This window comes from Mariniradius saccharolyticus AK6, assembly GCF_000330725.2.
Lineage (GTDB): Bacteria > Bacteroidota > Bacteroidia > Cytophagales > Cyclobacteriaceae > Mariniradius > Mariniradius saccharolyticus.
Map to the genome: position 1 here is coordinate 20,711 of NZ_AMZY02000006.1, position 21,075 is coordinate 41,785.

Sequence of the window (21,075 nt, forward strand, 5' to 3'; positions counted from 1 at the left end):
ACTTTGGGTAACTTTGCATCCCTTTTAAAATCAGGGAATTAAAAACAATACAGATACAGCAGCGATGCTGCAATTACAATGAGAAAAGACGATAGAAATTACGGTTCAAAAAAAGATTTTGGCTCTAAGGATTCAGGCAAAGGAAAATCCGACAAAAAGAAGGGATTTTCCAAGGATGATTCCTTTGGAAAGTCAAAATTCTCAGGGGGTAAGGGAGACAGCTGGTCAGATAAAAAATCAGGATTCGGCAAAGGCCGCACCGACTCGAAAGGCGGAGACAATGCGGAAAAATGGCTTTCAAAGTTTGAGGGCGGAGAAGGTAAAAAGCGGGATTGGGAAGACAAAAAGCCACGCTTTGGAAAAAGCGATGAAAGACCAAGTAGAGGTCGTGGAAGAGATGATTCGGGGGAAAAGCGGTTTTTCAAATCTGACGAACGCGAAGGCTCCAAGCGTACTTGGGAAGACAAAAAACCTAGATTCGGCAAAGACGAAGAGAGGCCAAACAAAGGCCGCAGCAGAGACGAATCGGGTGAAAGGAAATTTTCCAGATCCGATGATCGGGAAGGAAGAAGAAAGGATTGGGAAGAGAAAAAGCCACGATTCCGAAAAGATGAAGAAAGACCGGCGAGAGGGCGAGGAAGAGAGGAAGGACCGGAGAAGAAGTCATTTAGGTCTGATAACCGCGAAAGCGGAAAGCGATCCTGGGAAGACAAAAAGGATTTTGAAAAACCAAAATCCTACGGAAAATCAGGAGACAGATACCGCGATTCTGGTGAGGGCGACCGTCCAAAACGGTATGAAGACAAGCCAAAGCCTGAATGGAAAGAGTCCCGCGGAGAGGATAGAACTGAGCGGAAAGGTAGTTTCGAAGAGAAGCGCATCAAGCGGTTCTTCAAGGAAGATGAGGAACTTCCCAAAGAAAAACTGGCAAAGCCGGACTTCAGCAAGTTTGGCGCTGGAGATCAAGAAGAAAAACCCCGAAAATTCCCCAAAGCAGACAAGGATGAGGCGGAAGAGGGAGATTTCAAAACTGTCTACCGAGGTAGAGGTAAGGATGAAAAGCCTGTGTATGCCAGAGTTCCAAAATCGGAAATAGAAGACCGAACAGAACGGTCTTCCAAAAAAGCATATTCAGCTGAAGCACCCGAAGAGCGGCCAAAGTACAATTTGGAAAATCTTCAAAAGGGCAAAAAAGGCAAAGATGATGAGGTTTTCCGTCTCAACAAGTATATCTCCAATTCAGGGATCTGCTCCAGACGTGAAGCGGACGAACTGATCAAAAAGGGCGAGGTAATGGTAAACGGCGAAGTAGTAACTGAAATGGGCCATAAGGTGCTGCGTTCCGACAAGGTGACCTTCAGGGGAAAACTCATCCGTCCCGAAAAGCCTGTCTATATTCTCCTCAACAAGCCCAAGGATTTTATCACTACGACCGATGATCCGATGGAGCGCAAAACGGTCATGCAATTGATCGAAAATGCTTGTGAAGAAAGGGTCTTCCCCGTAGGAAGACTAGATCGGAATACGACTGGCCTGTTGCTGTTTACCAACGACGGTGAACTGGCAGATAAGCTATCGCATCCATCAAATGAGGTAAAGAAGATTTACCAAGTAACCTTGGATAAACCGCTGACCCACAAGCATGAGGAGGAAATCTTGGAAGGCTTCACCCTCGAAGATGGCCCTGTCAATGTCAACGACATGCAGGTGCTTTCAAAAGACCGGACCATCCTAGGCCTTGAAATCCACTTGGGCAGAAACCGGATTGTGAGAAGGATTTTTGCACATTTCGGATATGACGTCGTAGCACTTGACCGTGTCCTGTATGCGGGTCTGGACAAAAAGGACCTGCCACGTGGAAGGTATAGATTTCTGTCCGAACAGGAGGTGATTCGCCTCAAGTTCCTCAACAAATAGCAAATGTAAAAGGCTGTTTCGAACCCGAAACAGCCTTCATTTTTTCCGCCCCTTGAGCAATTACTTCGCAGCCAAGAGTTGCGTGAACCCTTCGTCTGTCTTCACAAAGAACTCAAGCTTCGCTCTTGGGCTTACGCCTTCCATTTTGTAGAGCTTCTGGAAGCCATTGACATCAGAAACGTGTTCCTCATGGATCAGTTTGTCGTTTTCGAAAACCAAAATCTCGAGGTTGACCGCTGACAACCCGTTGTACAACAATTTGAACTTGTTGTTTTCGACCTTCTCCACCATGGAGAATGCGATTGGCTTGCTTACAGGGGTGCCCATATCGAGCATATACTGATCGATCACTTGGTTGTTTTCAAGGATTTCGACTGCGTATTTGCCGGGAACAAGGTTGACAAAATCATAAGCCTTTGCAAATGGCTTGTCCGCAACAATCTTGTCCTTCTGTACCAAAAACTTGTTGGCATCGTAGATTTTCACGGTGACAGGTGCCACAGGATTCATACTGTAGATCAGTTGAACCTTGGTGTTGTCCACTTTTCTGACAGTAACACTCGCACGATCAGGATCAACAGAACCTGAGACATTTGCCATGGCGGTCGCCGACACGCCAAGGGCAAGGATAAAAGCTTGTAACTTTTTCATGGTAATAAATAGTTAATAGGTTTGAGAATTCTAACTTTTGCTAACCCCTGGGAAACTGAATTTCCAAACAATCATCGGGGGGCTATTTGGGGGCGGATCAAGTGGGCCAGTCGATTGACTTCGGGACAAACATAGAATACGGGATTCTTTATTGCAAATATTTTAATAAAAATTAATATCTATTACAAAATAGACAACAAAATAACTATTTTGATATCATATTTACATTTGTCAAATATTCTATCGGAATCGATCGCAAAGAACTGGATAATCTGATTTCGAGGGATCTGGCCAAATAATATTTTTTCTTGAATATCTTCTGGCTGTATTTGATCCTGCCTCCCAAAGTTCCGGAAAATAAAAAAAGGACCCGGCCTGACGCCTGTCCTTTTCTTAAAAGTGGTAAGTTGGTTTAGGGAATATCTGCGTTACTTCGAACCCTTTCCCGCATCGGCTAAGGTTTTGGAATCAAAAGACCCGAGCAATTCGACGACGATCATTTCGCCTTCTTTGTCATTGACCATTACAACAACATCGCTGATGACATTGTTGCCTTTGGTGAAAATCAATACGCTGTTGCCTTTGTCCCGGGTTTCCATCAGAAGTTCATAGCGCTCCTTTTCCAGGGATTTCTGCAGGGCTTTGAATTCTGTTTCGGCTGAACCTACGTTCTCCGGAAGTTTGAAGAGCTTTACCTTCTCGAGGGATTTCACGATTCCCTCCATGTTTGCCTCGTCAAGCTTCACGTTGAAGCCTTCCGCAAAGTTCATAAAGTTGCCGCCGATGTCCATATGGAAGAAATCATCGTTGGTTTTGTATTTTTGGTAGAGTGCGTCGACGCTTTTACTTTGGGCGAAGGCAAATTGTCCAACGAGGGACAGGCTGAGAATCAGGATAAGCTTTTTCATGGTATAGAGGTTGGTTTATTTTTTTCCTTTTTGGTATTCGTTCATGCCGGGCATATTGGTTTTTTCGGCGAGGATATTCAGGTCTTGGTAAGTGAAATTACCCAACATGCTGAGGAGGGTAAAACTCTCGCCCGAACCCGAAATCATGAGGAGCTCTTTGACCATGCCGTTTTCCTCACGCACCATAAACTTCGTATTGGAGCCCTTGTCGGCCACGTCCATCAGGTCCTCGTATTTGTTTTTGGTTAGCGTACCCATGGCTTCGTTGTACAAGGATTTACCGTTGCCACTTTCCGTGGAAAGGATTCTGATTCCTTTCACCTTGGATATCAGAACGCCTAGTTCCTCGGCTTCCTTGTCATTATCCGAGGTCGCGGCGGATTTGAGAAATCCCCCGGCCATCTGCATCATTTTGGGGCTGATGTAGACCCGCGAGAAGTTGTCGTCTTCCATGTATTTGGAAAAAAACTTCACGATCGCATCATCCTGTCCGTGGGCGGCACCCACCGAAAAGACAAACGCCAGTAAAATCAGGTACTTTTTCATGGGTTATCGGTTTTGGCAGGAATCTGAAATATTTCCTGCGTGGTGTTGAGATGTTTCATTTCTTGCATGATCTGCATCGAGGAAGTCCCCTTCTGCATGTTTTCCTGGATCAAGGCCAAGGCCTGCATGACCTGTTCATAGGCTTCACGCTCTGCCTTTTTTGTTTCATAGCGCTGATAGGCCGCCCCGGCCACGGCCATGACAAGGAGTGAAGCAGCAATTTTCTTCCAATTGGCCCAGAGCCAAACTTCCTGCTTCGGCATCGTCATTTCGGAAGGTTTCATGGCCGCAATGGACTCGAGCCCGAGGAAGAATTTCTTCTCTTCAGCATAGCCCTCGGCCTTGCCGAGCAGCGTTTTGAGCTCAGCTTCTTCTGCCAAGTCGGTCTCCGCTTCCCAGTATTTTTCCAGTAATTTTTCCAATCTATCGCTCATGTGCGTGTTGGGTCAAATAGTTTCTCAATGATTTCCTGGCCCTGTGGAGGTTAACTTTGACCTGCTCCATGGAAATCTCCAGGTACTCGGCGATCTCCTCGTAGGTCAGTCCCTCCACTTCCCTGAGTTGGAAGATCTCTCGTTGCTTTTCGGGTAGGGATTCCAAAAAGGCGAACACCTGCTTCACTTCCTCGGATCGCCCTTCTTCTCCGGTTTCGATCGCCTCGGGTTCCAGATTCCCAAGCGGTTCGATGCGCTGGGCTTTCCTGAAATGCTGCAGGCTCTCGTTTTTAAGACTCCGGACCAACCAACCGGTCGGGTTTTCCATATTTTGAAGCTGCTCTTGGTACCGCCACGATTTCTCGAAAACAGTCTGCAACAGGTCCTGCGCGACATCCCGGTCCTTGACCCAGAGGTACGCCATGCGGTACAGCTTGTTTTTGAGCGGCCAGATACTTGCTTCAAAAAATGTCTTCATTCGCGTAGATGATGCAGGGAAAATCTAAATGTTACAGCAAGTTGGGGAAAAAATGGAGGGAATTTATGATTGGGGGATTGGTTGTTGGGTTATTGGTGATTCGTTATTGAGTTTTTGGTTATTGGGCGAAGGTCTGGGGCTAGTTGGTGGATGAGGCCACTGGCGAGCGCGATTAATACTTTCTCGAGATAGTCCATCAAATTCAGTGGAAATCGAGGGTTCTGCCTATCTAGACCGAATCAATTTTTTTGAAGGTCACCGTCTTCTCCTTCATTGATATTTTTCCGACTTGATACCCGAACTCGGCAAGTTCCTTTTTGCAATTCAAAAATGAATGGTCTATATCCATCCCGAGGATCTCGCGTATTTCATCAAAACTCAGTTTCATTTGGGATTTTCCCTCCTTCTGGACAAACTCCCATAGGGGATTGTATTTGCTCATTGATTACTGGGATCGTTTGTCAATTCTTATGTGATGTGGACACTTGCCTAACAAAGGCGCATACTCAGGAGTAATCTATCAAAAAAATTCTCGCCAGGCTACGTTTGGCTGGTATTATCTATCAACGTGAGCGCTTCCCTCGGAGTCATTGTTGGTATTGAGCTTGTCCTAAAATCCTTGGTGTCGCGCGTGACAATACAGTCGATAATCGGTAATGCTTTGGCACAATGATATTGGATCGCATCTTCAAAATCTCTAAAGTCTGATTTCAAAGCTTGTCTGATTACTTCTTTTGAAACGTCAATGGCCTCGGTCCAGTCTTGTAGTTCAGAAAGTATATTTATTGCGTCAGCATGCGAACTGGTCTGTCTGATGATGTAGTAAATGTTGTTGTAAGAAACTGTGGCGAGATAAATGGTGGCTTTTTTGTTGAGCGCATGATTGAACAGTTTTGCCGCATCGATGGAAAAGGGCTTTCTGTCTGCCAAAAAGTCAATCAGCACATTGGTATCTAAAAACAAATGCCTCATAATTTATATTTTTTTGAAAGGGCTTCAGTAAGTGACTTTTTGTAATCGAAATCTTCCGGCAATTCAATCGCGCCCATCAGTTTCAAAATCCTAGGAGAGATTTCCTCTTGCATGTTGTCTTGTGCAGTCAAGGTCATCAGGTAATTTTCAACAATTTGTGAGAGGCTCTTTCCATTGTTCTTTGCAAATTCCTTCGCAGTAGCGATCACGGAATCGTCTATTGTAAGCGTCAATTTAGTTGTCATAACACGTGTAGTTGAGTTTATAAAGATACGTATATATTGGAAAAATGTAAACTATCCCACCCATGATGCCGAATTGCCGCCCACGCCAATATTGAACTGAGGCCCACTTCATGATTCATTATTCGGCGTTCAATATTCTTGATCCTGAATTTACTTGAATATCGAATTTCGAATGTCCAAGTCCGAATATCGAACAGGGGCCCCCTCCTTAGACTCAATCTAAATTATCGGAAAAAATAGTATGCATGCCTACTATTTTATATTTTGCACTGTCAAAAAAATTGGATGAAAGGTCAAGGAAATACCGCCAAAGCGTTCACCAAAGGGCATAAAAAAAGTCCCGAGATCCTCGGGACTTGTGGTGATGAGTGGACTCGAACCACCGACTCACGGATTTTCAGTCCGATGCTCTACCAACTGAGCTACATCACCGTTTCCGTTAAAAGTGTTGCAAAGGTAGATATTTGAAACATTCATGCAAGGTATTTGATCAAAAAAAGTAAGTCGATACCCATCAAAAACGCTTAATTCTAACAATATGAGCATATTACCCCAGCTGGCATTTATTCTGGTCCTTGGGATTGCAGGCTACATTTTGTCCAAGCGCATCGCATTTCTCCGCAGGAATATCCTCCTCGGAAAGGGAGAAACCCGCAATGACCAAGCCGAGAAGCGCTGGAAAACCATGTTGCTTGTGGCTTTTGGACAGCAGAAAATGTTCAAGCGCATGGTTCCCGCATTCCTGCACCTATTGATCTATGTAGGCTTCCTCATCATCAATCTGGAAGTCCTTGAGTTTGTCATCGACGGGATATTTGGCACCCACCGCATCTTCCATCCGGTGCTAGGCAAAGCCTACACCGTTGCCATGAATGCCTTTGAGTTTTTGGCAGTGGCGGTATTGGTTTCCTGCGTGGCCTTTTTGGTCCGGAGGAATGTCATGAAAGTCGAGCGCTTCGTGAAGCCCGAACTGAAGGGATGGCCGGCCATGGATGCCAACCTGATTTTGGTCATTGAGATCATCTTGATGGTTGCCATACTCAGCATGAACGCTACCGACCAAATCCTTGCCCAAAGAAACCATCCGCAGTATGTTTTGTTGGATGGGCTTTTCTTCAGCGGATTGATTCAGCCAATATTCCAAGGAATGGGCGACGGGGCTTTGGTGGCTATCGAACGTATCGCCTGGTGGTTCCATATTGTGGGGATTCTCGCCTTCGCGGTCTATGTGACCTATTCCAAGCACTTGCATATTTTCCTCGCGTTTCCCAACACCTGGTATTCCAACCTGAAGCCCAAAGGTGAAATCGAAAACATGCCCGCCGTCACCAAGGAGGTCAACCTCATGTTGGGTTTGGCAACGGATGGCGGCAGCGAGGCACCTGCCGAAGTCGGGAGGTTTGGTGCCAAGGACATCAATGACCTCACCTGGGTCAATATCCTCAATGCCTACAGCTGCACCGAGTGTGGAAGATGTACTTCGGAATGTCCTGCCAACCTGACGGGCAAGAAACTTTCCCCCCGAAAAATCATGATGGATGTCCGCGACCGTGCCGAGGAAGTGGGCAAAAGTCTGGATACTGGAGGTAAAGGCTTGGAAGATGGCAAATCGCTCTTGGGCGATTATATCAGCAAAGAAGAAATCAACGCCTGCACTTCCTGCAATGCCTGCGTCGAAGCCTGCCCGGTCAATATAGACCCGCTTTCCATCATCCTCCAACTCCGCAGGTATGTGGCCATGGAGGAATCCGGCACCCCAGCCCAGTGGAATGCCATGTTCCAAAATATCGAAACGTCTTTCTCGCCCTGGAAATTTTCCCCGTCGGATCGCTTCAACTGGGCAGAAAAGGTTAAGAATGAAGAAATAAAATAGACAATAGACATGAGATATGAGACGTGAGACTGCCAAAACTTCAGCGCTCGCATCTGGTTTCTAGTCTCAAATCTCAAATCTCCCATCTCAAATCTCCAAACATGTCAACATACACAGTCCCTACCATGGCCGAAATGCTCTCCCAAGGAGAGAGCCCTGAAGTATTGTTTTGGGTTGGTTGTGCCGGTTCTTTTGACGAACGGTACAAGGCCGTTACGGTCGCTTTTACCAAGATATTGAACAAAGTCGGCGTCAAGTTTGCTGTCCTCGGACCTGAAGAGTCCTGCACGGGCGATCCTGCCAGAAGGGCCGGGAATGAGTTTTTGTTCCAAATGATGGCCATCAATAACATCCAGGTGCTCAATGCCTATGAGGTCAAAAAGATCGTTACTGCCTGCCCCCATTGCTTCAATACGATCAAAAACGAATACCCGCAATTGGGCGGCAACTATGAGGTCATCCACCATTCACAGTTTCTCCAGCAGCTAATCAACGAAGGCAAGATCGTGCTCAAAGGCGGCGGTGGGTTCAAGGGAAAAAAGATCACCTTCCACGATTCCTGCTACCTGGGCCGCGCCAACGACGTCTATGAGGCACCCCGTGAGGTCATCAAAGCCCTCGATGTGGAATTGGTAGAGATGAAGCGCTGCAAGACCAAAGGCCTCTGCTGCGGGGCGGGAGGTGCACAGATGTTCAAGGAACCCGAGCATGGCAAAAAAGACATCAACATCGAGCGCACCGAGGAAGCATTGGCCACTGGTGCCTCAGCCATCGCCGTCGGCTGTCCTTTCTGTCTCACGATGATGATGGACGGTGTGAAAAACAAAGAAAAAGAATCCGAAGTCCAAGTGTTGGATTTGGCCGAATTGCTGGCCAAGGATATGGGAATTTGAATGTAAACCCAATGCTGGTGAAAATGTCTTCTGGCCATACGCTGGGAGACATTTTCCGTTTTTGGAATAGATTTTCACACATTCCTACATACACTTCCGCATATTTTCCGTTATCCATTCGGAACCTTTCGCCCAATTCGGATATTTGGAAGATAGACAAAAGCAATTAATATGTACATTCCATTTGATCAGATGCCTGCGCATGCCCGCGTGTGGGTTTATCAAGCAGACCGGAAGTTGAACGAAGATGAGTTGACGACGGTCAAGCGGACCTTGGAGCGTTTCTGCGGACAGTGGAATACGCATGGCGCAGGAATGCCGACTTCATTTGACATACGGTTTGGTCAGATACTCATCTTGGCAGTGGACGAAAGCCAACTCGGCGCAAGCGGCTGTTCGATCGACTCCTCCGTGCGGACGCTCAGGGACTTGGAAGAAACCCTGCATATAAATCTGCTCGACCAAGGAAAGGTTTCATTTTTCAAATCCGACAACCAACTTGAGGTGTTGCCGTTTTCAGGTATAAAGTCTCGGGTAGCCGCGGGGGCAATCCAATCGGAATCCTTGGTACTCAATCCAGCCGTAGCAAGGAAATCAGATTTGGACTCCGTCTGGATTACCAAGGCGAAGGATTCCTGGCTTGGGAAATTCTTTCAGAATTAATTTGATTAATGTTCTATATTTAAAGTTCAGATTTCTGTAGACCATGAAGCGAATTTCGATATTGTTGCTTGCCTTTTCCGTTTGGCTCGCCGGCTGTACGAGTCTGATACAGAAGGGGCAGGGACAGTTCCAATCGGGCGAATATCAAGTTGCTATCGGTACATTTTCCAAGGTGTTGGAGAAAGACCCCGACAATAAGCAGGCTAATTTGTATGTGGCTGAGAGCTATCGCCTGAGCAACAGGATTGAAAAATCATTGGATTATTACAAAAAGGCAGCATCCCTAGAAGAGACCTTCGATACTTACTACAAATTGGGCCAAGCCCAGAAAAGCCAAGGTGAATACGCCGCAGCAAAGGAATCATTCACCAAAGCCAAAGGGTTGACATTGGATGATGGCTACATCAGACTGGCGGAAAGGGAAATCGCAGGGATGCAAAAAGTAGCCGAAATCAGCGATTACTATCCCTACATGCAGGTAGAAAACTACAAACTACTCAACACGCCACTTGCAGAATATTCTCCAGTCGTTCACAAAGGCTATTTGTATTTTACCAGCAATAGACAATCAAGCACGATATACAATGCAACTGGCACTCCGGTCATGAAGCTATTCCGAACCAAAGCCGATGGTATCAAGGTCGATGTACAAAGCATTCAGCCGCTGCCGGAGTTCCGCAATGAGGAAAACCTTAACCAGGGCTCCTTGGTGCTCAGTCCTGACGGGAATACGATGATTTATTCCAGGGCCAATTCAGGAAGCAAAAAAGATTTGCCGGATACACACTTATTTGCCTCCTACTTCAGAGGCGGAGGGTTCACGATGCCGATTTGGATGCCTATCAACGAAGATGAGTTTTATGCCAATCAGACAGCTGCTTTCAGTCCCGATGGCAATGAACTTTACTTTGCCTCCATCAGGCCGGATGGTCAGGGCGGATTGGACTTGTACCGGGCTACTAAGTTGGCCAATGGGGATTTCGGCAACGCCGTCAATATGGGAGCCCAAATCAATACACCTGGCAATGAGCATTTTCCCTACGTGGCACCCGATGGCAAATTGTTTTTCGCTTCGGATGGGCATCCCGGATTTGGCAAAATGGACCTTTTTGTCGCGGAGCGCACGGACAAAGGCTGGGAAGTGAAAAACCTAGGCCCCAACATCAATACTACAGCGGATGATTTTGGGATTTTCTTCACCAAATACCCTATTGAAGGCTTCCTATCCTCCAATCGTGAGGGGGGCTTGGGCGATGACGATATCTACTTCTTTGAAGACAAATCCCCCAAGCCCAAGATCGTCAACGTATTTCTCAACGTGACTACCAAGGAAGGAAAGGAAGACGGGACAGAAGCGGTTTTGCCACAAACCAGGGTGGTGTTGTATGACTCCAGCAACAAGAACATTGGGGGTGATTTCTCCAACCAAAATGGCCGCCTTCGATTCACTTTGGCACCCAATGAGAACTTCTCGATCATCGCATCCAAGAGCGGATATTTTTCCAAGAGCATCACCTATTCTACTTTGGGCAAGACACCTCGGGTAGAAGACCTCGTTCAGGACGTCACCAACGTCATGCTGGATACCACGATTGTGCTGGACAAGTTGATCTTGGAAAAAGCAATCGTTCTTGACAATATCTATTACGACCTCGACAAAGCGGATATCCGTCCGGATGCGGCTATTGAGTTGGACAAATTGGTCAAAATCCTGAAGGACAACCCTAGTATCCGCATTGAGCTTTCTTCACATACAGATTCACGCTCGAGCGATGCATATAACGATAACCTTTCCCAAAGAAGGGCAGAATCAGCAGTCGCCTATATTGTGTCACAAGGTATAGATGCCAGCAGGCTCGTGGCCAAGGGCTATGGCGAACGCCAGTTGATCATACAAAATGCCCAGACTGAGGAAGAGCACCAGGTCAACAGAAGGACCGAATTCAAGGTGATCGAGATCAAAGAGTAATGATTATGTGAAATATTCACTTCGCTGGGATTCATTTCTAGCCAGCATTCAGCAATAAAAAAAAGGAGGTTTCGGCCTCCTTTTTTATTATGTTTTTATTGACAAGACCCTAGTCACAGCCTTGTTTACGTCGGGTATCGATGATGTAAGTGATTTTCCAACCTTCTGCGGTTTTGATCAATTGGAAAGAATTGACGCCGCAGTGGCTGAATGCATCATTGACATAAAACCTGTATGGGGTCCAAGCAGCCGCCATGTCCCCGTCGATTTTGACCTGATATTCCAAAATCCGCTCATCCAATTGGGTGGTTGCGGGTGTATTTGAAATACGGTTGACGAAATCCTGGACAGAATTTGATCCCAGCTTTGCCCCCTCTTCTCCCGCTATAACTGTCTGCATGCTGGCTTCGGGATGGAATGCAGCTTGGAGTAGCTCCGTGTTTTTGGTCTTCATCCCCTCAAACAACGAAGCAATGACTTTCTCGACTTCCTTCTCTTCTTGGGCGAAGGCAGGTGCCGCCAGCGAAACCAAAAAGAATGCTGGGAGGATTGTCTTCAGGTATCTCATTTCTTTTGTACGGTACCTCCCGTTCCGGTCTTGACATCTATGGTACTTGGATCTCCACCGTAGAATATCTTCGCTGCAGTGGCCGCCGAACCGGTGATGGCATCAGTCACGTGCAGTCGGATCGTAGCCGCAGTATTGGCTTGAACGGTCGCATCACTTACCTCCAAGCGTGTACCGTCGATTTCCGCACTGGTAAATGATTTTGCCTCGACTTGGTCGACGCTGCCACGAACCATGATTTTTGAGCTGGTTGCGGCTTCGACGCTGAGTTCTGTTGCTTCGATCTCTGCATCAATAAACCCACTCGTAGCGGCAAATAGATACGCTGATTCGGCTACGATTTTGCTTTTCGCCACTACATGAGAAGAAGTGTGGGACTCGATTCCTTGGATATCCTTGTAAGTTACCACGACCCTCACGTTGAAGTTCTTGAAGTTGCCGCGGGCAAGTCTGACTTCCAAGGTCCCACCCACGATCGAGGTCTCGACATTGCCGACGTCAATGCCCGAGGCGCTGACTTCAGCCTTGTTTTCTTCCCCTTTGACCAATTCGACCTTGATGGAGTTGGATACTTTTACCGCGTCAAAATTGCCAAGGTTCCGTGTGTCTTTCTGGGTTTGTGCCAAAGCGAATACGCCTGACATCAGGAAGAGAATGATTGCAAGTAGATTGGTTTTTGTCTTCATTTTTAGTTGGGGTTAAACGCCTCCGTATAGTTTAAAGGTTGTGTTTCTGATCGCAGGATTGTTGGTCGCAAAGTGCATGGTTTCCGCAATTTCCGCAGGGCTGACCCATCTGCTGAAATCTGCATCCGGCATGGCCTTTCTGTTGGGTTCGGTGTCGATGATATTCGGAACAAAGACATGTACACGGATTTTGCTTTCTTTGGTTTCTTCCGCTATCAAAGAGGCGAGCTCTATCACCAGGCCTTTGCTCAAGGAATAGGCCACTGAGGATTTCCCCGCAGCGGGTTCCAAAGCAGGCCTTGCCCCTACCAACAGAAATGTCCCTGCATCTGCCTTTTTCATTAAGGGTAGAAAAAACCGTACCATATTGTAAGCAGAGAAAAAATTGAGGCGGATCATTTTCTCAATGTCAGCTTGGGATGTTTCCTCGATCTTTCCCATTGCAAAACCGCCCACCAACAAGGCAACGGCGTCGAGTTCCCCATATTGGGAATTGTATTCGGCGGCAAAATCCCTCACCGAGCTTTCATCGCTTACATCTACCGCGTAGGTATCGTCGGCATCTTCCACGATATCCTCCGATTCCGGAAGTACCGTCGCTATCACTTTGTAACCTTCACGTTTGAATTTTTGCACCACGGCCTTCCCAAGATTACCTGCACCCCCTGTGATGATGATGTTCCTTTCCATATTTCACTTATTTTTACCCAAAATTAACATTCCTAGTCCAAAGTCATTTTCAAATTTCCGATGCAGATTTCGAGTTCACCTTTTCAACTGATTGAATCCAGGAAAAAACGCAACTTCGTTATCAAGCTGATTCTTTACCTGACACTGTTGGTCGCTGCCAGGTCAATCCCCGCCTATCAGGAGCTTTTGGACAAATTTACCGGAATCAGCAGCCTCCACGGCGCTATCCTGTTTCTGCTTGGCGGCAATATCCTGATTTCCTTGGCGAGGATTTCCGTCGTCAGGTTCTACATGCGCAAGGCAAAGGACGAACGGACCCACGGCAATTTCCTGCTGGGAATCGCCTGGATTTCCAATATACTGAATTCCGTCATCATTTTGATCTCCATCATGCTGGCCTTCGACATCCAGCCGTTGGAGTTCCTGACCGGGCTGACCATCGTCGCGGCGGCGATAGCGATCTTGACGAAGGACTACTTTACAAACGTCATCAATGGGTTGATACTGATGTTTACCGACCAGTTTTCCCTGGGAGACACGATCAAAATCGGCGATCAAACCGGCATCATCGATGATATCACTTTACTTAACGTTGTGATCAAGAAAGACGACGGACAGCGTCACATTGTACCCAACAACCTTATCCTCAACACCCAAGTGACCAATTTGGGCCAACTCGACCACAAAAACATAGAGTTTGTCATGGACATAACCCATGACAAAAAACTGGAAGTGGAGCGGCTGCAGGAATTACTTGAAAAAAGGTTTGAACAGGAAATCAAAGATGGGAAGATATTGACGATCAAACCCAAGCTGATGGAAATACAGAAGGACTTCAGCAAGATCAAAGTCACCCTGGAAGTACCGATGGACCAGGATCCATCCGTTGAAAGCCAGCTTCAGGAATTTTTATTGAAACTGAGTCATGGCGGGTACTAAGGAAAACTACTTTGATTTGGTGTACCAAGTTGTACGCCTGATTCCCCGGGGGCGCGTGACATCATACGGCGCCATCGCCAACTATCTTGGTATCAAGAGCGGGGCAAGAATGGTGGGCTACGCGATGAACGCAGCCCATGCCCACTTGGATGTCCCGGCACACAGGGTCGTCAACCGTGTGGGCGTTTTGACGGGCAAGCATCATTTTGCTACTCCCACCCAAATGCAGGAAAGCTTGGAAGCCGAGGGTGTGAAAGTGGAAAACGACAGGATTCTCGATTTTGAAAAGGTTTTTTGGGATCCCAATACTTTGACGTTAGACTGAAAAAAACCTCCTTTTTTGGTCCCTGGTCATAAAAACCTGATTTTTTCAACACTTTTTGGCCCGATTGTTTAAAAAGTGTATGCTTTTTGTAAGAATCCGTAAAAAACAGTCTGATTATGGATTACGCGCTCAAAAGCCATATTGCCGAAAACCTGCGCAAGCACCGGGTGCTAAGAGGTTATACCCAAGAGTACATCGCCGAATTTTTGGGCAAGAAGGACTATACGGCTTATTCCCGCTACGAGCAGGGCCGCTCCAACCTCAAGATGGAAGATGCGATCAAGTTGGCGGATCTGTATGAAGTGGATGTGCAGGAATTGATCTCCGTCAGTCCATCGGTCAACCACCACAACGGCGAAAACGGCAAAAAACCAAGCGGCATGGTTTCGGTGTTGGTGGATTTGGATGGCACAAGCGACAAGTTGGACAGCCATATCCAACGCCTCAAGAAAATCAATGACCTGATTGCGAAGCAGGAGATTTGATCGGGGAGGAGGAAAATTCGACCGGAAAAAGTAGGCTATCGCTTTCTCGCGAGATAGAGTCCAAAGAACATCAACAATCCATTTAGAATAAGGACCTCAAAGCCAAATTTGTATCCCCAAAGCCATTCTTGGGAGTTTTTTGAAATGATGTAGGCGATCAGGGGTGCAGCAACCGCCAAGTAGGGAACCCATTTGTCCTTCACCTGCATTTTGGTAAACAAGCCAAAGGCATACAAACCCAATAACGGCCCATACGTATAGCCCGCAATCACAAATACCGCGTTGATGACGCTTTGGTCATTGATCCAGCGGAAAAATAGGATGGCAAAAAACATCAGCGCCGTAAATCCGATATGCACCCGCTTGCGCACGGCAACCTGTTTTTCCTTTGGATACCTTTTCTCTATCTCGAGAAAATCAAAACAAAACGAGGTCGTCAGGGCTGTCAAGGTGGAATCCGCACTGGAATAGGCGGCCGCAATGATGCCCAGGACAAATACGATTCCCACAAAAGCAGAAAAATACTGGGTGGCAAGCATCGGATACAGATCATCCGTCTTAGAGGGGATCGGAATACCTTTTACTTCGGCGTATTGGTACAAGAGTACGCCAAGCGATAGGAAAAGCAGGTTGACGATCACCAATATGACGGTAAACCAAAACATGTTTTTCTGTGCATCGCCGATATTGCGGCAAGTCAGGTTCTTTTGCATCATGTCTTGGTCGAGACCGGTCATGACAATCGTGATGAATGCACCCGATGCAAACTGCTTGAAGAAGTTGGTACTTGAGCGCCAATCCCAGTTGAAAACCTCTGACCTGGGGTCGGATACGACGGCCTCCAGAAACAAGCCAATGCTGGAAATTCCGATTTCCTTTCCAATCAAATAGATACTGATGACTACCGCCAAGAGCATGAAAAGGGTCTGCAGGGTGTCTGTCCAGACCACCGTCTTGATGCCACCGCGATGCGTATACAACCAAATCAAAGAAACCGTGATTAGGACCGAAACCCAAAAGGGGATTCCGAAGTTGTCAAATAGAATCAATTGAAGTACCCCTGCCACGAGGAATACCCGGATGGAGGAGCCCAAAGTCCGGGAAAGGATGAAGAAAAAAGCACCCGTCTTGTAGGACCAAAACCCGAACCTATCGTCCAGGTAGGAATAGATCGAGACCAGGTTGAGGCGGTAATACAGTGGCAGCAGCACCTTGGCAATCACAAAGTAGCCGAGTGTATAGCCGATGACTATTTGGAAATAGTGAAAACTTGTGTTGCCGACTTCCCCGGGTACGGAAATGAATGTGACGCCGGAAAGTGAGGCACCAATCATTCCGAAAGCCACCAAAAACCAAGGGGACTGACGATCGCCGGTAAAGAATGTATCCTTCGAGATATTGCGCGAAGTGAGGATCGAAATCAGAAAAAGCATGGCGAAATACACGCCAATGACAATCAAAACCGTTGTGGAGTCCATTTTGGGCGGGGAGTCGATTGCGCTAAATTGTCCATAATAATTAACTTTGCAAAATGAGCCAATCTGTTGAAACCTATCCAATGCTAGAGGAAGTCGAGTTGTTGCTCGAAGAGCTTATCGATACGGATGAGTGCGAGTTGGTGGTATTCAATGACGACATCAATACCTTTGAGCATGTCGCCAAGGTATTGGTCAGGGTCTGCCAACATACTCCCGAGCAGGCAGAACAGTGCACATTGATCATCCACTACAAAGGCAAGTGTACCGTGAAAAAAGGCAGCAAGACCAAATTGAAACCCATGTGCCAGGCTATTCTGGATGCGGGCATTCAGGCTGCGATTATCTAAAGACTATCCTCAGTGAATTTCCCCTCCAAGCTTATCGAAAATGCCGTGAATGAAATCAGCCGTCTGCCCGGTATAGGGAAGAAGACTGCGCTGCGGCTTGTCCTGCACTTGCTGAAGCAGAAGGAAAACACGACTATTGAGTTGGCCGATTCACTGATCGCTTTGCGGACCAAGGTAAGGTATTGCCAGGTGTGCCACAATGTGGCCGAAGGGGAAATCTGCGATATCTGTAAAAGCCACCGACGTGACAAGTCGATCATTTGTGTCGTGGAAGACCTCCCGGATGTGATGGCAATCGAAAATACGGGACAATTTCAAGGCCTTTACCATATCCTTGGCGGGGTGATTTCCCCGATACAGGGCGTTGGTCCAGATGATCTCAAGATAGAGTCCCTGATCAAAAGGGTGTTTGAATCCCAATCAAGCGGAGAAGCGGTCCAGGAAGTGATATTGGCCTTGCCTGCCACCATGGAAGGAGATACGACTGCGTTTTTTATCACCCGTCGACTCAAGGAAACCGGCATCAAGGTCAGCACGATTGCCCGTGGGATTCCTGTCGGAGGCGAATTGGAGTATACCGATGAGGTTACCTTGGGAAGGAGTATTTTGACTAGGGTAAATTATTCCCTGGATTGAAAAAAGCCTTTGTGCAAACAAAACAGGTTTCTATATTTGAACTCCCATTCGGAAACAGTCATTGGGATCTAAGCTCATCCACGATAGCTATCGGGAGGTTTAGAGCGCTGCGGGTTTATTTCTTTATTGGGATCTTAGCTCATCCACGATAGCTATCGGGAGGTTTAGAGCGCTACGGGTTTCTTTCTTTATTGGGATCTTAGCTCAGTTGGTTTAGAGCGCTGCTTTGACAGAGCAGAGGTCATGGGTTCGAATCCCTTAGATCCCACTTTCTTTTTGCTTTGACAGAGCAGCAGTCATGGTCCACGATGGCTATCGGGACGAATCCCTTAGATCCCACATTTTTTCTCGCAAAGACAGCAGAGGCGCAAAGAACGCAAAGGAGCAGTGATCAGTTGGCAGTAGCAGTTAGCAGGGATATCTTGGCGGCATTAGCGTCTTGGCGACTTGGGGTGCATGAGCGGTTCTCGCAAAGACAGCAAAGGGGAAGAGAACGCAAAGGGTCAGCGATCAGTTGGCAGTAGCAGTTAGCAGGGATATCTTGGCATTATTCGCGTCTTGGCGACTTGGCGTGCAATCATTTCTCGCAAAGACAGCGAAGGGGCAGAGAACGCAAAGGGTTAGTGAGCAGTTGGCAGTAGCAGTTGGCAAGCATTCAAGGTGACATTTATTCGTGCGTCCGTGGCTATTTTTTCTACCATTGATATACTGGTGATTCGTCACCCTGAGGAACGAAGGGTCTCCTCAATTTAGGAGATGCTTCTCCCGTACGGCTGTCGGGATCCGCAGGCTACGGTTCAGCATGACGGGACGCAGGCTAATCTCCTCTCCGTAAATGCCAAATTTTAAAACCACGCAATGGCAGTTGGCTGTAGCAGTTGGCAGATATCTTGGCGGTATTAGCGTCTTGGCGACTTGGCGTGCATCATTTTTCTCTCGCAAAGACAGCAAAGGGGCAGAGAACGCAAAGGTTCAGTGATCAGTAGTCAGTCCCAGTTGGCAGAGTTATCTTGGAGTTATTCGCGTCTTGGCGACTTGACTTGCATCAGTCCATCAGCACCCTTTGCCCCTTATTTTTCTTTGCGAGCGGTGTAAACGCTAAAATCCTCATCTACTCTCAATCTTAATCGACCCGCCGGATGTCTCCAAGGTGACGGGCACGCCGCCTCCCTTGACCGTGCCACGAATGGAACCATCCGTGCGTACGCCCTCAAAATTTGCAAGCTGGGAGGAGACACTTCCCCCCTTGGCATCCAATTGCATGCCTTGGCCTGCTGGCAGGGAAACGGAGATACTACCCCCGCTTGCCTTCATCGAAACCTCATCGGAGAGCGCCAACAAGGATGCCTTGATACTCCCCCCACTTGAATTGGCCACCAACTTTCCAGACACCTCGGTTAGCGTGATGCTGCCACCCGAGGAGTTTACCTGTAGGCTGCCGGAAATTTGCTCCACCTTTACGGACCCACCGGAGCTGTCCAAGGTCAAATCTCCCTGAAAATTGCTGGCAGTGAAACTTCCCCCCGAGCTTTTGGCCGTCATGCTACCGCCGCAGTCGCTTATTTTGATGCTGCCGCCGCTGCTTCGGAGGGTATGTTCGCCCGACACTCCGGTCAAGGCGATGGAACCACCGCTGCTTTGGAAGCTGGTGGACATGTTTTTGGGAACCTTGACCTGCAGGTCAAACTGGAGGTTGTTTTTCCAGTTGCCCATGTTGGATTTCTTGGATTTGATCGAAACGTAGACGGTTGAGCCTGTTTGGACCGCATCGACTTCATAATCGGCGAGCTTGTCCTGAATGGTTGCGTCCATATGGTCAACTGTCTTGCCGTTTTGGCGGACAAAGACCTCCACATAGACTTTATCCTGCTCCCAAGCAGAGACATTCATGCTGGAGCCAGCGGATTGGATATCGAGTTGCTGGACGCCCTTGCCGGCAAACTCCTTGGCCAAGTAAGGGTCTTGGAATTTGTCAAAGGCTTCGAATCCCCAGGTCATCAGGGGCATGGTCAAAAGGTAGGCTGCGAGTACAAACTTGATGGTTTTCATGGCAATGTCGAAAAAGCGTTGGTTACATCGTTCCTTATTCCAAAGCGGTGCCAAGAACGTTATGCCCCAAATTGGCTTGCTGAGGCTGTTTTCCCATCACCGCCTGTTCGAAGCCATCAATTTTTGACCGCAGGCGGACGGTGGGGAAAGCGCCTGCACAAACTGGACAATCCAAAAAAACAGAGACTGAATAATTTGGAATTAGTTATCAATTTACTATATTTATCGTCATCACCCTGTTGGTGGCGAGTCAAATGCCGCTAAGTACCCTTTATGGTACGCCTTAGTAATAGGTCACCCCTTCCGTATACACGGAATATGGTTAGGTGATACACGGAATATCCTTAGCTGATACACGGAATACCACTAACTGGGTATAGAGACATCATTAGGACAAACATAGATTTAGAATAGAGCAAGGTTATGGCAAAGGTGATTGGAATACCGCTATTTGTGGGGACGGTAGGGAATCTTACTATCTACAAGACCAAAGACGGTATGTTGGCCCGGCAAAAGGGCGGCCCATCGCGGCAACAGGTGAAGCATTCGAAGCAATTTGAAAACTCCCGTCGGGCATCGGCGGAGTTTGGCGAGGCATCGCGGTATGCTGGGAAGCTAAGGCGGGCGGTATGGCCCATCCTGTACCCGATGCGCAGTCAGTCGCTGAACGGGCGGCTGACGGCCAAATTCCGTCAGGTGCTATTGGCAGACCCGGTCCATGGCAAGGGGGAAAGGAAAGTCCTGAGTGGGAATCTTGGACTGCTGCGGGATTTTGAGTTTGGGGACGATTACCATGTCACCGGACAGCTGCGTGGCCTTCCCAAGGTATCCGCTGGGGATGTGGTGCTACTTGACTTCGCTGGTCTGGGTACGGTCAAGCGCGTGGCGGGGGCACAGTATGTGCAGGTAGTCGCGGGCCTTGTGGCCTTGCAAGAAAAAACCGACTCCTGGCCCGAGTGGCATTTTTCCCAGCCACTGCCCCTCGACAGTCCCCTCAGTGAATTGGACCTACGCGAAATCCCGATTCCCCCGGTCCCAGCCGAAACTCCCCTGCTACTCGTCCTCGGTACCCGCTATTTCCAATCCTTGGCCCAAGGCAGCTATCCTTTGACAGAGGGTGTGGCGGTGAGGGTGGTTGCTATTTTGGATGAAAGGATTTAGGAAAATAATGGCAGCCAAGCTGCTAGAATAGAACTTTTTTGACTTTCTGGGCCTGTGAGCTATGCCCCAAATCGAGATATCGACGTGTCAGGGGCATTGAGTTTACATATTTTTTTCAGAAAATCCGTGACCCCTGATGGTGGAATTGATATTACCGCATTT

General features: G+C 47.7%; 24 protein-coding genes and 2 tRNA genes. 12 read left to right on the forward strand and 14 right to left on the reverse strand.

The features are described from left to right. Positions 1-78 precede the first annotated feature (78 nt). Positions 79-1,917, forward strand: a complete 1,839-nt coding sequence (locus C943_RS04180; protein WP_008624589.1) for a pseudouridine synthase — start codon at positions 79-81, stop codon at positions 1,915-1,917. Between the two features lie 60 nt (positions 1,918-1,977). Here C943_RS04180 and C943_RS04185 read toward each other — a convergent pair whose 3' ends face one another. The 9 genes from C943_RS04185 to C943_RS04225 form a co-directional block, all read right to left on the reverse strand. Continuing rightward, positions 1,978-2,568: a hypothetical protein gene (locus tag C943_RS04185; protein WP_008624590.1), complete on the reverse strand. Its 591-nt coding sequence runs from the start codon at positions 2,566-2,568 to the stop codon at positions 1,978-1,980. 428 nt (positions 2,569-2,996) lie between these two features. Beyond that, a complete protein-coding gene (locus tag C943_RS04190; protein WP_008624592.1) occupies positions 2,997-3,476 on the reverse strand; it encodes a DUF4252 domain-containing protein in 480 nt (159 codons plus the stop codon). Positions 3,477-3,491: 15 nt separating this feature from the next. After that, entirely contained in the window at positions 3,492-4,022 is a 531-nt protein-coding gene (locus C943_RS04195) for a DUF4252 domain-containing protein (protein ID WP_008624593.1), read from the reverse strand. Next, positions 4,019-4,456: a hypothetical protein gene (locus tag C943_RS04200; RefSeq protein ID WP_008624594.1), complete on the reverse strand. Its 438-nt coding sequence runs from the start codon at positions 4,454-4,456 to the stop codon at positions 4,019-4,021. Before C943_RS04200 ends, C943_RS04195 begins: the two co-directional genes overlap by 4 nt. Further along, positions 4,446-4,934, reverse strand: a complete 489-nt coding sequence (locus tag C943_RS04205) for an RNA polymerase sigma factor (protein WP_008624595.1) — start codon at positions 4,932-4,934, stop codon at positions 4,446-4,448. The genes C943_RS04200 and C943_RS04205 overlap by 11 nt, the downstream gene beginning before the upstream one ends. Before the next feature lie 229 nt (positions 4,935-5,163). Continuing rightward, positions 5,164-5,376 carry a hypothetical protein gene (locus C943_RS04210; protein WP_008624610.1) on the reverse strand — a complete coding sequence of 71 codons (213 nt, stop codon included), beginning with the start codon at positions 5,374-5,376 and terminating at the stop codon, positions 5,164-5,166. A 98-nt stretch (positions 5,377-5,474) separates the two neighbouring features. Next, the gene (locus C943_RS04215) at positions 5,475-5,906 is read right to left on the reverse strand and encodes a type II toxin-antitoxin system VapC family toxin (protein WP_008624611.1); all 432 of its coding nucleotides are present in this window, start codon (positions 5,904-5,906) and stop codon (positions 5,475-5,477) included. Beyond that, a complete protein-coding gene (locus C943_RS04220) occupies positions 5,903-6,151 on the reverse strand; it encodes a DUF6364 family protein (RefSeq protein WP_040478975.1) in 249 nt (82 codons plus the stop codon). Before C943_RS04220 ends, C943_RS04215 begins: the two co-directional genes overlap by 4 nt. Positions 6,152-6,510: 359 nt before the next feature. Next, a tRNA-Phe gene (locus tag C943_RS04225) sits at positions 6,511-6,583 on the reverse strand. A gap of 106 nt (positions 6,584-6,689) precedes the next feature. Between C943_RS04225 and C943_RS04230 the strand changes: the two genes are divergently transcribed. The 4 genes from C943_RS04230 to C943_RS04245 all read left to right on the forward strand — a co-directional run bounded on the left by C943_RS04230 (position 6,690) and on the right by C943_RS04245 (position 11,549). Next, on the forward strand, positions 6,690-8,024 hold the full coding sequence (locus C943_RS04230; protein WP_008624613.1) for a 4Fe-4S dicluster domain-containing protein: 1,335 nt from the start codon (positions 6,690-6,692) through the stop codon (positions 8,022-8,024). Between the two features lie 101 nt (positions 8,025-8,125). Beyond that, on the forward strand, positions 8,126-8,917 hold the full coding sequence (locus C943_RS04235; protein ID WP_008624614.1) for a (Fe-S)-binding protein: 792 nt from the start codon (positions 8,126-8,128) through the stop codon (positions 8,915-8,917). A gap of 171 nt (positions 8,918-9,088) precedes the next feature. Then, on the forward strand, positions 9,089-9,580 hold the full coding sequence (locus tag C943_RS04240) for a hypothetical protein (protein WP_008624615.1): 492 nt from the start codon (positions 9,089-9,091) through the stop codon (positions 9,578-9,580). 43 nt (positions 9,581-9,623) lie between these two features. Continuing rightward, on the forward strand, positions 9,624-11,549 hold the full coding sequence (locus tag C943_RS04245) for a CHU_0125 family OmpA-like outer membrane integrity protein (protein WP_008624616.1): 1,926 nt from the start codon (positions 9,624-9,626) through the stop codon (positions 11,547-11,549). A 109-nt stretch (positions 11,550-11,658) separates the two neighbouring features. Here C943_RS04245 and C943_RS04250 read toward each other — a convergent pair whose 3' ends face one another. Genes C943_RS04250 through C943_RS04260 form a run of 3 tightly spaced genes read right to left on the reverse strand, consistent with a single transcriptional unit; the run spans position 11,659 to position 13,493 of the window. Continuing rightward, positions 11,659-12,117 carry a nuclear transport factor 2 family protein gene (locus C943_RS04250; protein ID WP_008624617.1) on the reverse strand — a complete coding sequence of 153 codons (459 nt, stop codon included), beginning with the start codon at positions 12,115-12,117 and terminating at the stop codon, positions 11,659-11,661. Continuing rightward, entirely contained in the window at positions 12,114-12,803 is a 690-nt protein-coding gene (locus C943_RS04255) for a head GIN domain-containing protein (RefSeq protein WP_008624618.1), read from the reverse strand. Before C943_RS04255 ends, C943_RS04250 begins: the two co-directional genes overlap by 4 nt. Before the next feature lie 12 nt (positions 12,804-12,815). Further along, the gene (locus tag C943_RS04260; protein WP_008624619.1) at positions 12,816-13,493 is read right to left on the reverse strand and encodes an SDR family NAD(P)-dependent oxidoreductase; all 678 of its coding nucleotides are present in this window, start codon (positions 13,491-13,493) and stop codon (positions 12,816-12,818) included. 60 nt (positions 13,494-13,553) lie between these two features. Between C943_RS04260 and C943_RS04265 the strand changes: the two genes are divergently transcribed. From C943_RS04265 to C943_RS04275, 3 genes are all read left to right on the forward strand, one after another. Next, complete coding sequence (locus C943_RS04265; RefSeq protein WP_008624620.1) at positions 13,554-14,432, forward strand: mechanosensitive ion channel family protein; 879 nt, start codon at positions 13,554-13,556, stop codon at positions 14,430-14,432. Then, entirely contained in the window at positions 14,419-14,757 is a 339-nt protein-coding gene (locus tag C943_RS04270; protein ID WP_008624621.1) for an MGMT family protein, read from the forward strand. The genes C943_RS04265 and C943_RS04270 overlap by 14 nt, the downstream gene beginning before the upstream one ends. A 116-nt stretch (positions 14,758-14,873) precedes the next feature. Then, positions 14,874-15,242 (forward strand): helix-turn-helix domain-containing protein, encoded by a 369-nt coding sequence (locus tag C943_RS04275; protein ID WP_008624622.1) that lies wholly within the window; start codon positions 14,874-14,876, stop codon positions 15,240-15,242. Between the two features lie 35 nt (positions 15,243-15,277). Here C943_RS04275 and C943_RS04280 read toward each other — a convergent pair whose 3' ends face one another. After that, positions 15,278-16,720 (reverse strand): sodium:solute symporter, encoded by a 1,443-nt coding sequence (locus C943_RS04280; RefSeq protein WP_008624623.1) that lies wholly within the window; start codon positions 16,718-16,720, stop codon positions 15,278-15,280. 53 nt (positions 16,721-16,773) lie between these two features. Between C943_RS04280 and C943_RS04285 the strand changes: the two genes are divergently transcribed. From C943_RS04285 to C943_RS04295, 3 genes are all read left to right on the forward strand, one after another. Next, positions 16,774-17,067, forward strand: coding sequence for an ATP-dependent Clp protease adaptor ClpS (locus tag C943_RS04285; protein WP_040478978.1), 294 nt, complete (start codon positions 16,774-16,776; stop codon positions 17,065-17,067). 12 nt (positions 17,068-17,079) lie between these two features. After that, positions 17,080-17,703 carry a recombination mediator RecR gene (gene recR / locus C943_RS04290; RefSeq protein WP_008624625.1) on the forward strand — a complete coding sequence of 208 codons (624 nt, stop codon included), beginning with the start codon at positions 17,080-17,082 and terminating at the stop codon, positions 17,701-17,703. 193 nt (positions 17,704-17,896) lie between these two features. After that, positions 17,897-17,971: transfer RNA gene (locus C943_RS04295), tRNA-Val, on the forward strand. Between the two features lie 839 nt (positions 17,972-18,810). Here the strand turns inward: C943_RS04295 and C943_RS04305 are convergent. Further along, a complete protein-coding gene (locus C943_RS04305; protein ID WP_008624626.1) occupies positions 18,811-19,752 on the reverse strand; it encodes a DUF4097 family beta strand repeat-containing protein in 942 nt (313 codons plus the stop codon). Positions 19,753-20,175: 423 nt separating this feature from the next. On the opposite strand from C943_RS04305, the gene C943_RS21270 reads away from it, so the two are divergent. Then, entirely contained in the window at positions 20,176-20,913 is a 738-nt protein-coding gene (locus tag C943_RS21270; protein WP_008624629.1) for a hypothetical protein, read from the forward strand. Positions 20,914-21,075: the final 162 nt, after the last annotated feature.

Excerpts from the sequence above, each read along its gene's own strand:
- C943_RS04205 (WP_008624595.1), bottom strand. The coding sequence starts at position 4,934 with ATGAAGACATTTTTTGAAGCAAGTATCTGGCCGCTCAAAAACAAGCTG.
- C943_RS04220 (WP_040478975.1), bottom strand. The coding sequence starts at position 6,151 with ATGACAACTAAATTGACGCTTACAATAGACGATTCCGTGATCGCTACT.
- C943_RS04230 (WP_008624613.1), top strand. The coding sequence starts at position 6,690 with ATGAGCATATTACCCCAGCTGGCATTTATTCTGGTCCTTGGGATTGCA.
- C943_RS04270 (WP_008624621.1), top strand. The coding sequence starts at position 14,419 with ATGGCGGGTACTAAGGAAAACTACTTTGATTTGGTGTACCAAGTTGTA.
- C943_RS04180 (WP_008624589.1), top strand. The coding sequence starts at position 79 with ATGAGAAAAGACGATAGAAATTACGGTTCAAAAAAAGATTTTGGCTCT.
- C943_RS04245 (WP_008624616.1), top strand. The coding sequence starts at position 9,624 with ATGAAGCGAATTTCGATATTGTTGCTTGCCTTTTCCGTTTGGCTCGCC.
- C943_RS04185 (WP_008624590.1), bottom strand. The coding sequence starts at position 2,568 with ATGAAAAAGTTACAAGCTTTTATCCTTGCCCTTGGCGTGTCGGCGACC.
- C943_RS04265 (WP_008624620.1), top strand. The coding sequence starts at position 13,554 with ATGCAGATTTCGAGTTCACCTTTTCAACTGATTGAATCCAGGAAAAAA.
- C943_RS04280 (WP_008624623.1), bottom strand. The coding sequence starts at position 16,720 with ATGGACTCCACAACGGTTTTGATTGTCATTGGCGTGTATTTCGCCATG.
- C943_RS04255 (WP_008624618.1), bottom strand. The coding sequence starts at position 12,803 with ATGAAGACAAAAACCAATCTACTTGCAATCATTCTCTTCCTGATGTCA.
- C943_RS04190 (WP_008624592.1), bottom strand. The coding sequence starts at position 3,476 with ATGAAAAAGCTTATCCTGATTCTCAGCCTGTCCCTCGTTGGACAATTT.
- C943_RS04260 (WP_008624619.1), bottom strand. The coding sequence starts at position 13,493 with ATGGAAAGGAACATCATCATCACAGGGGGTGCAGGTAATCTTGGGAAG.
- C943_RS04285 (WP_040478978.1), top strand. The coding sequence starts at position 16,774 with ATGAGCCAATCTGTTGAAACCTATCCAATGCTAGAGGAAGTCGAGTTG.
- C943_RS04235 (WP_008624614.1), top strand. The coding sequence starts at position 8,126 with ATGTCAACATACACAGTCCCTACCATGGCCGAAATGCTCTCCCAAGGA.
- C943_RS04275 (WP_008624622.1), top strand. The coding sequence starts at position 14,874 with ATGGATTACGCGCTCAAAAGCCATATTGCCGAAAACCTGCGCAAGCAC.
- C943_RS04200 (WP_008624594.1), bottom strand. The coding sequence starts at position 4,456 with ATGAGCGATAGATTGGAAAAATTACTGGAAAAATACTGGGAAGCGGAG.
- C943_RS04240 (WP_008624615.1), top strand. The coding sequence starts at position 9,089 with ATGTACATTCCATTTGATCAGATGCCTGCGCATGCCCGCGTGTGGGTT.
- C943_RS04250 (WP_008624617.1), bottom strand. The coding sequence starts at position 12,117 with ATGAGATACCTGAAGACAATCCTCCCAGCATTCTTTTTGGTTTCGCTG.
- C943_RS04215 (WP_008624611.1), bottom strand. The coding sequence starts at position 5,906 with ATGAGGCATTTGTTTTTAGATACCAATGTGCTGATTGACTTTTTGGCA.
- C943_RS04195 (WP_008624593.1), bottom strand. The coding sequence starts at position 4,022 with ATGAAAAAGTACCTGATTTTACTGGCGTTTGTCTTTTCGGTGGGTGCC.
- C943_RS04305 (WP_008624626.1), bottom strand. The coding sequence starts at position 19,752 with ATGAAAACCATCAAGTTTGTACTCGCAGCCTACCTTTTGACCATGCCC.
- C943_RS21270 (WP_008624629.1), top strand. The coding sequence starts at position 20,176 with ATGGCAAAGGTGATTGGAATACCGCTATTTGTGGGGACGGTAGGGAAT.
- C943_RS04210 (WP_008624610.1), bottom strand. The coding sequence starts at position 5,376 with ATGAGCAAATACAATCCCCTATGGGAGTTTGTCCAGAAGGAGGGAAAA.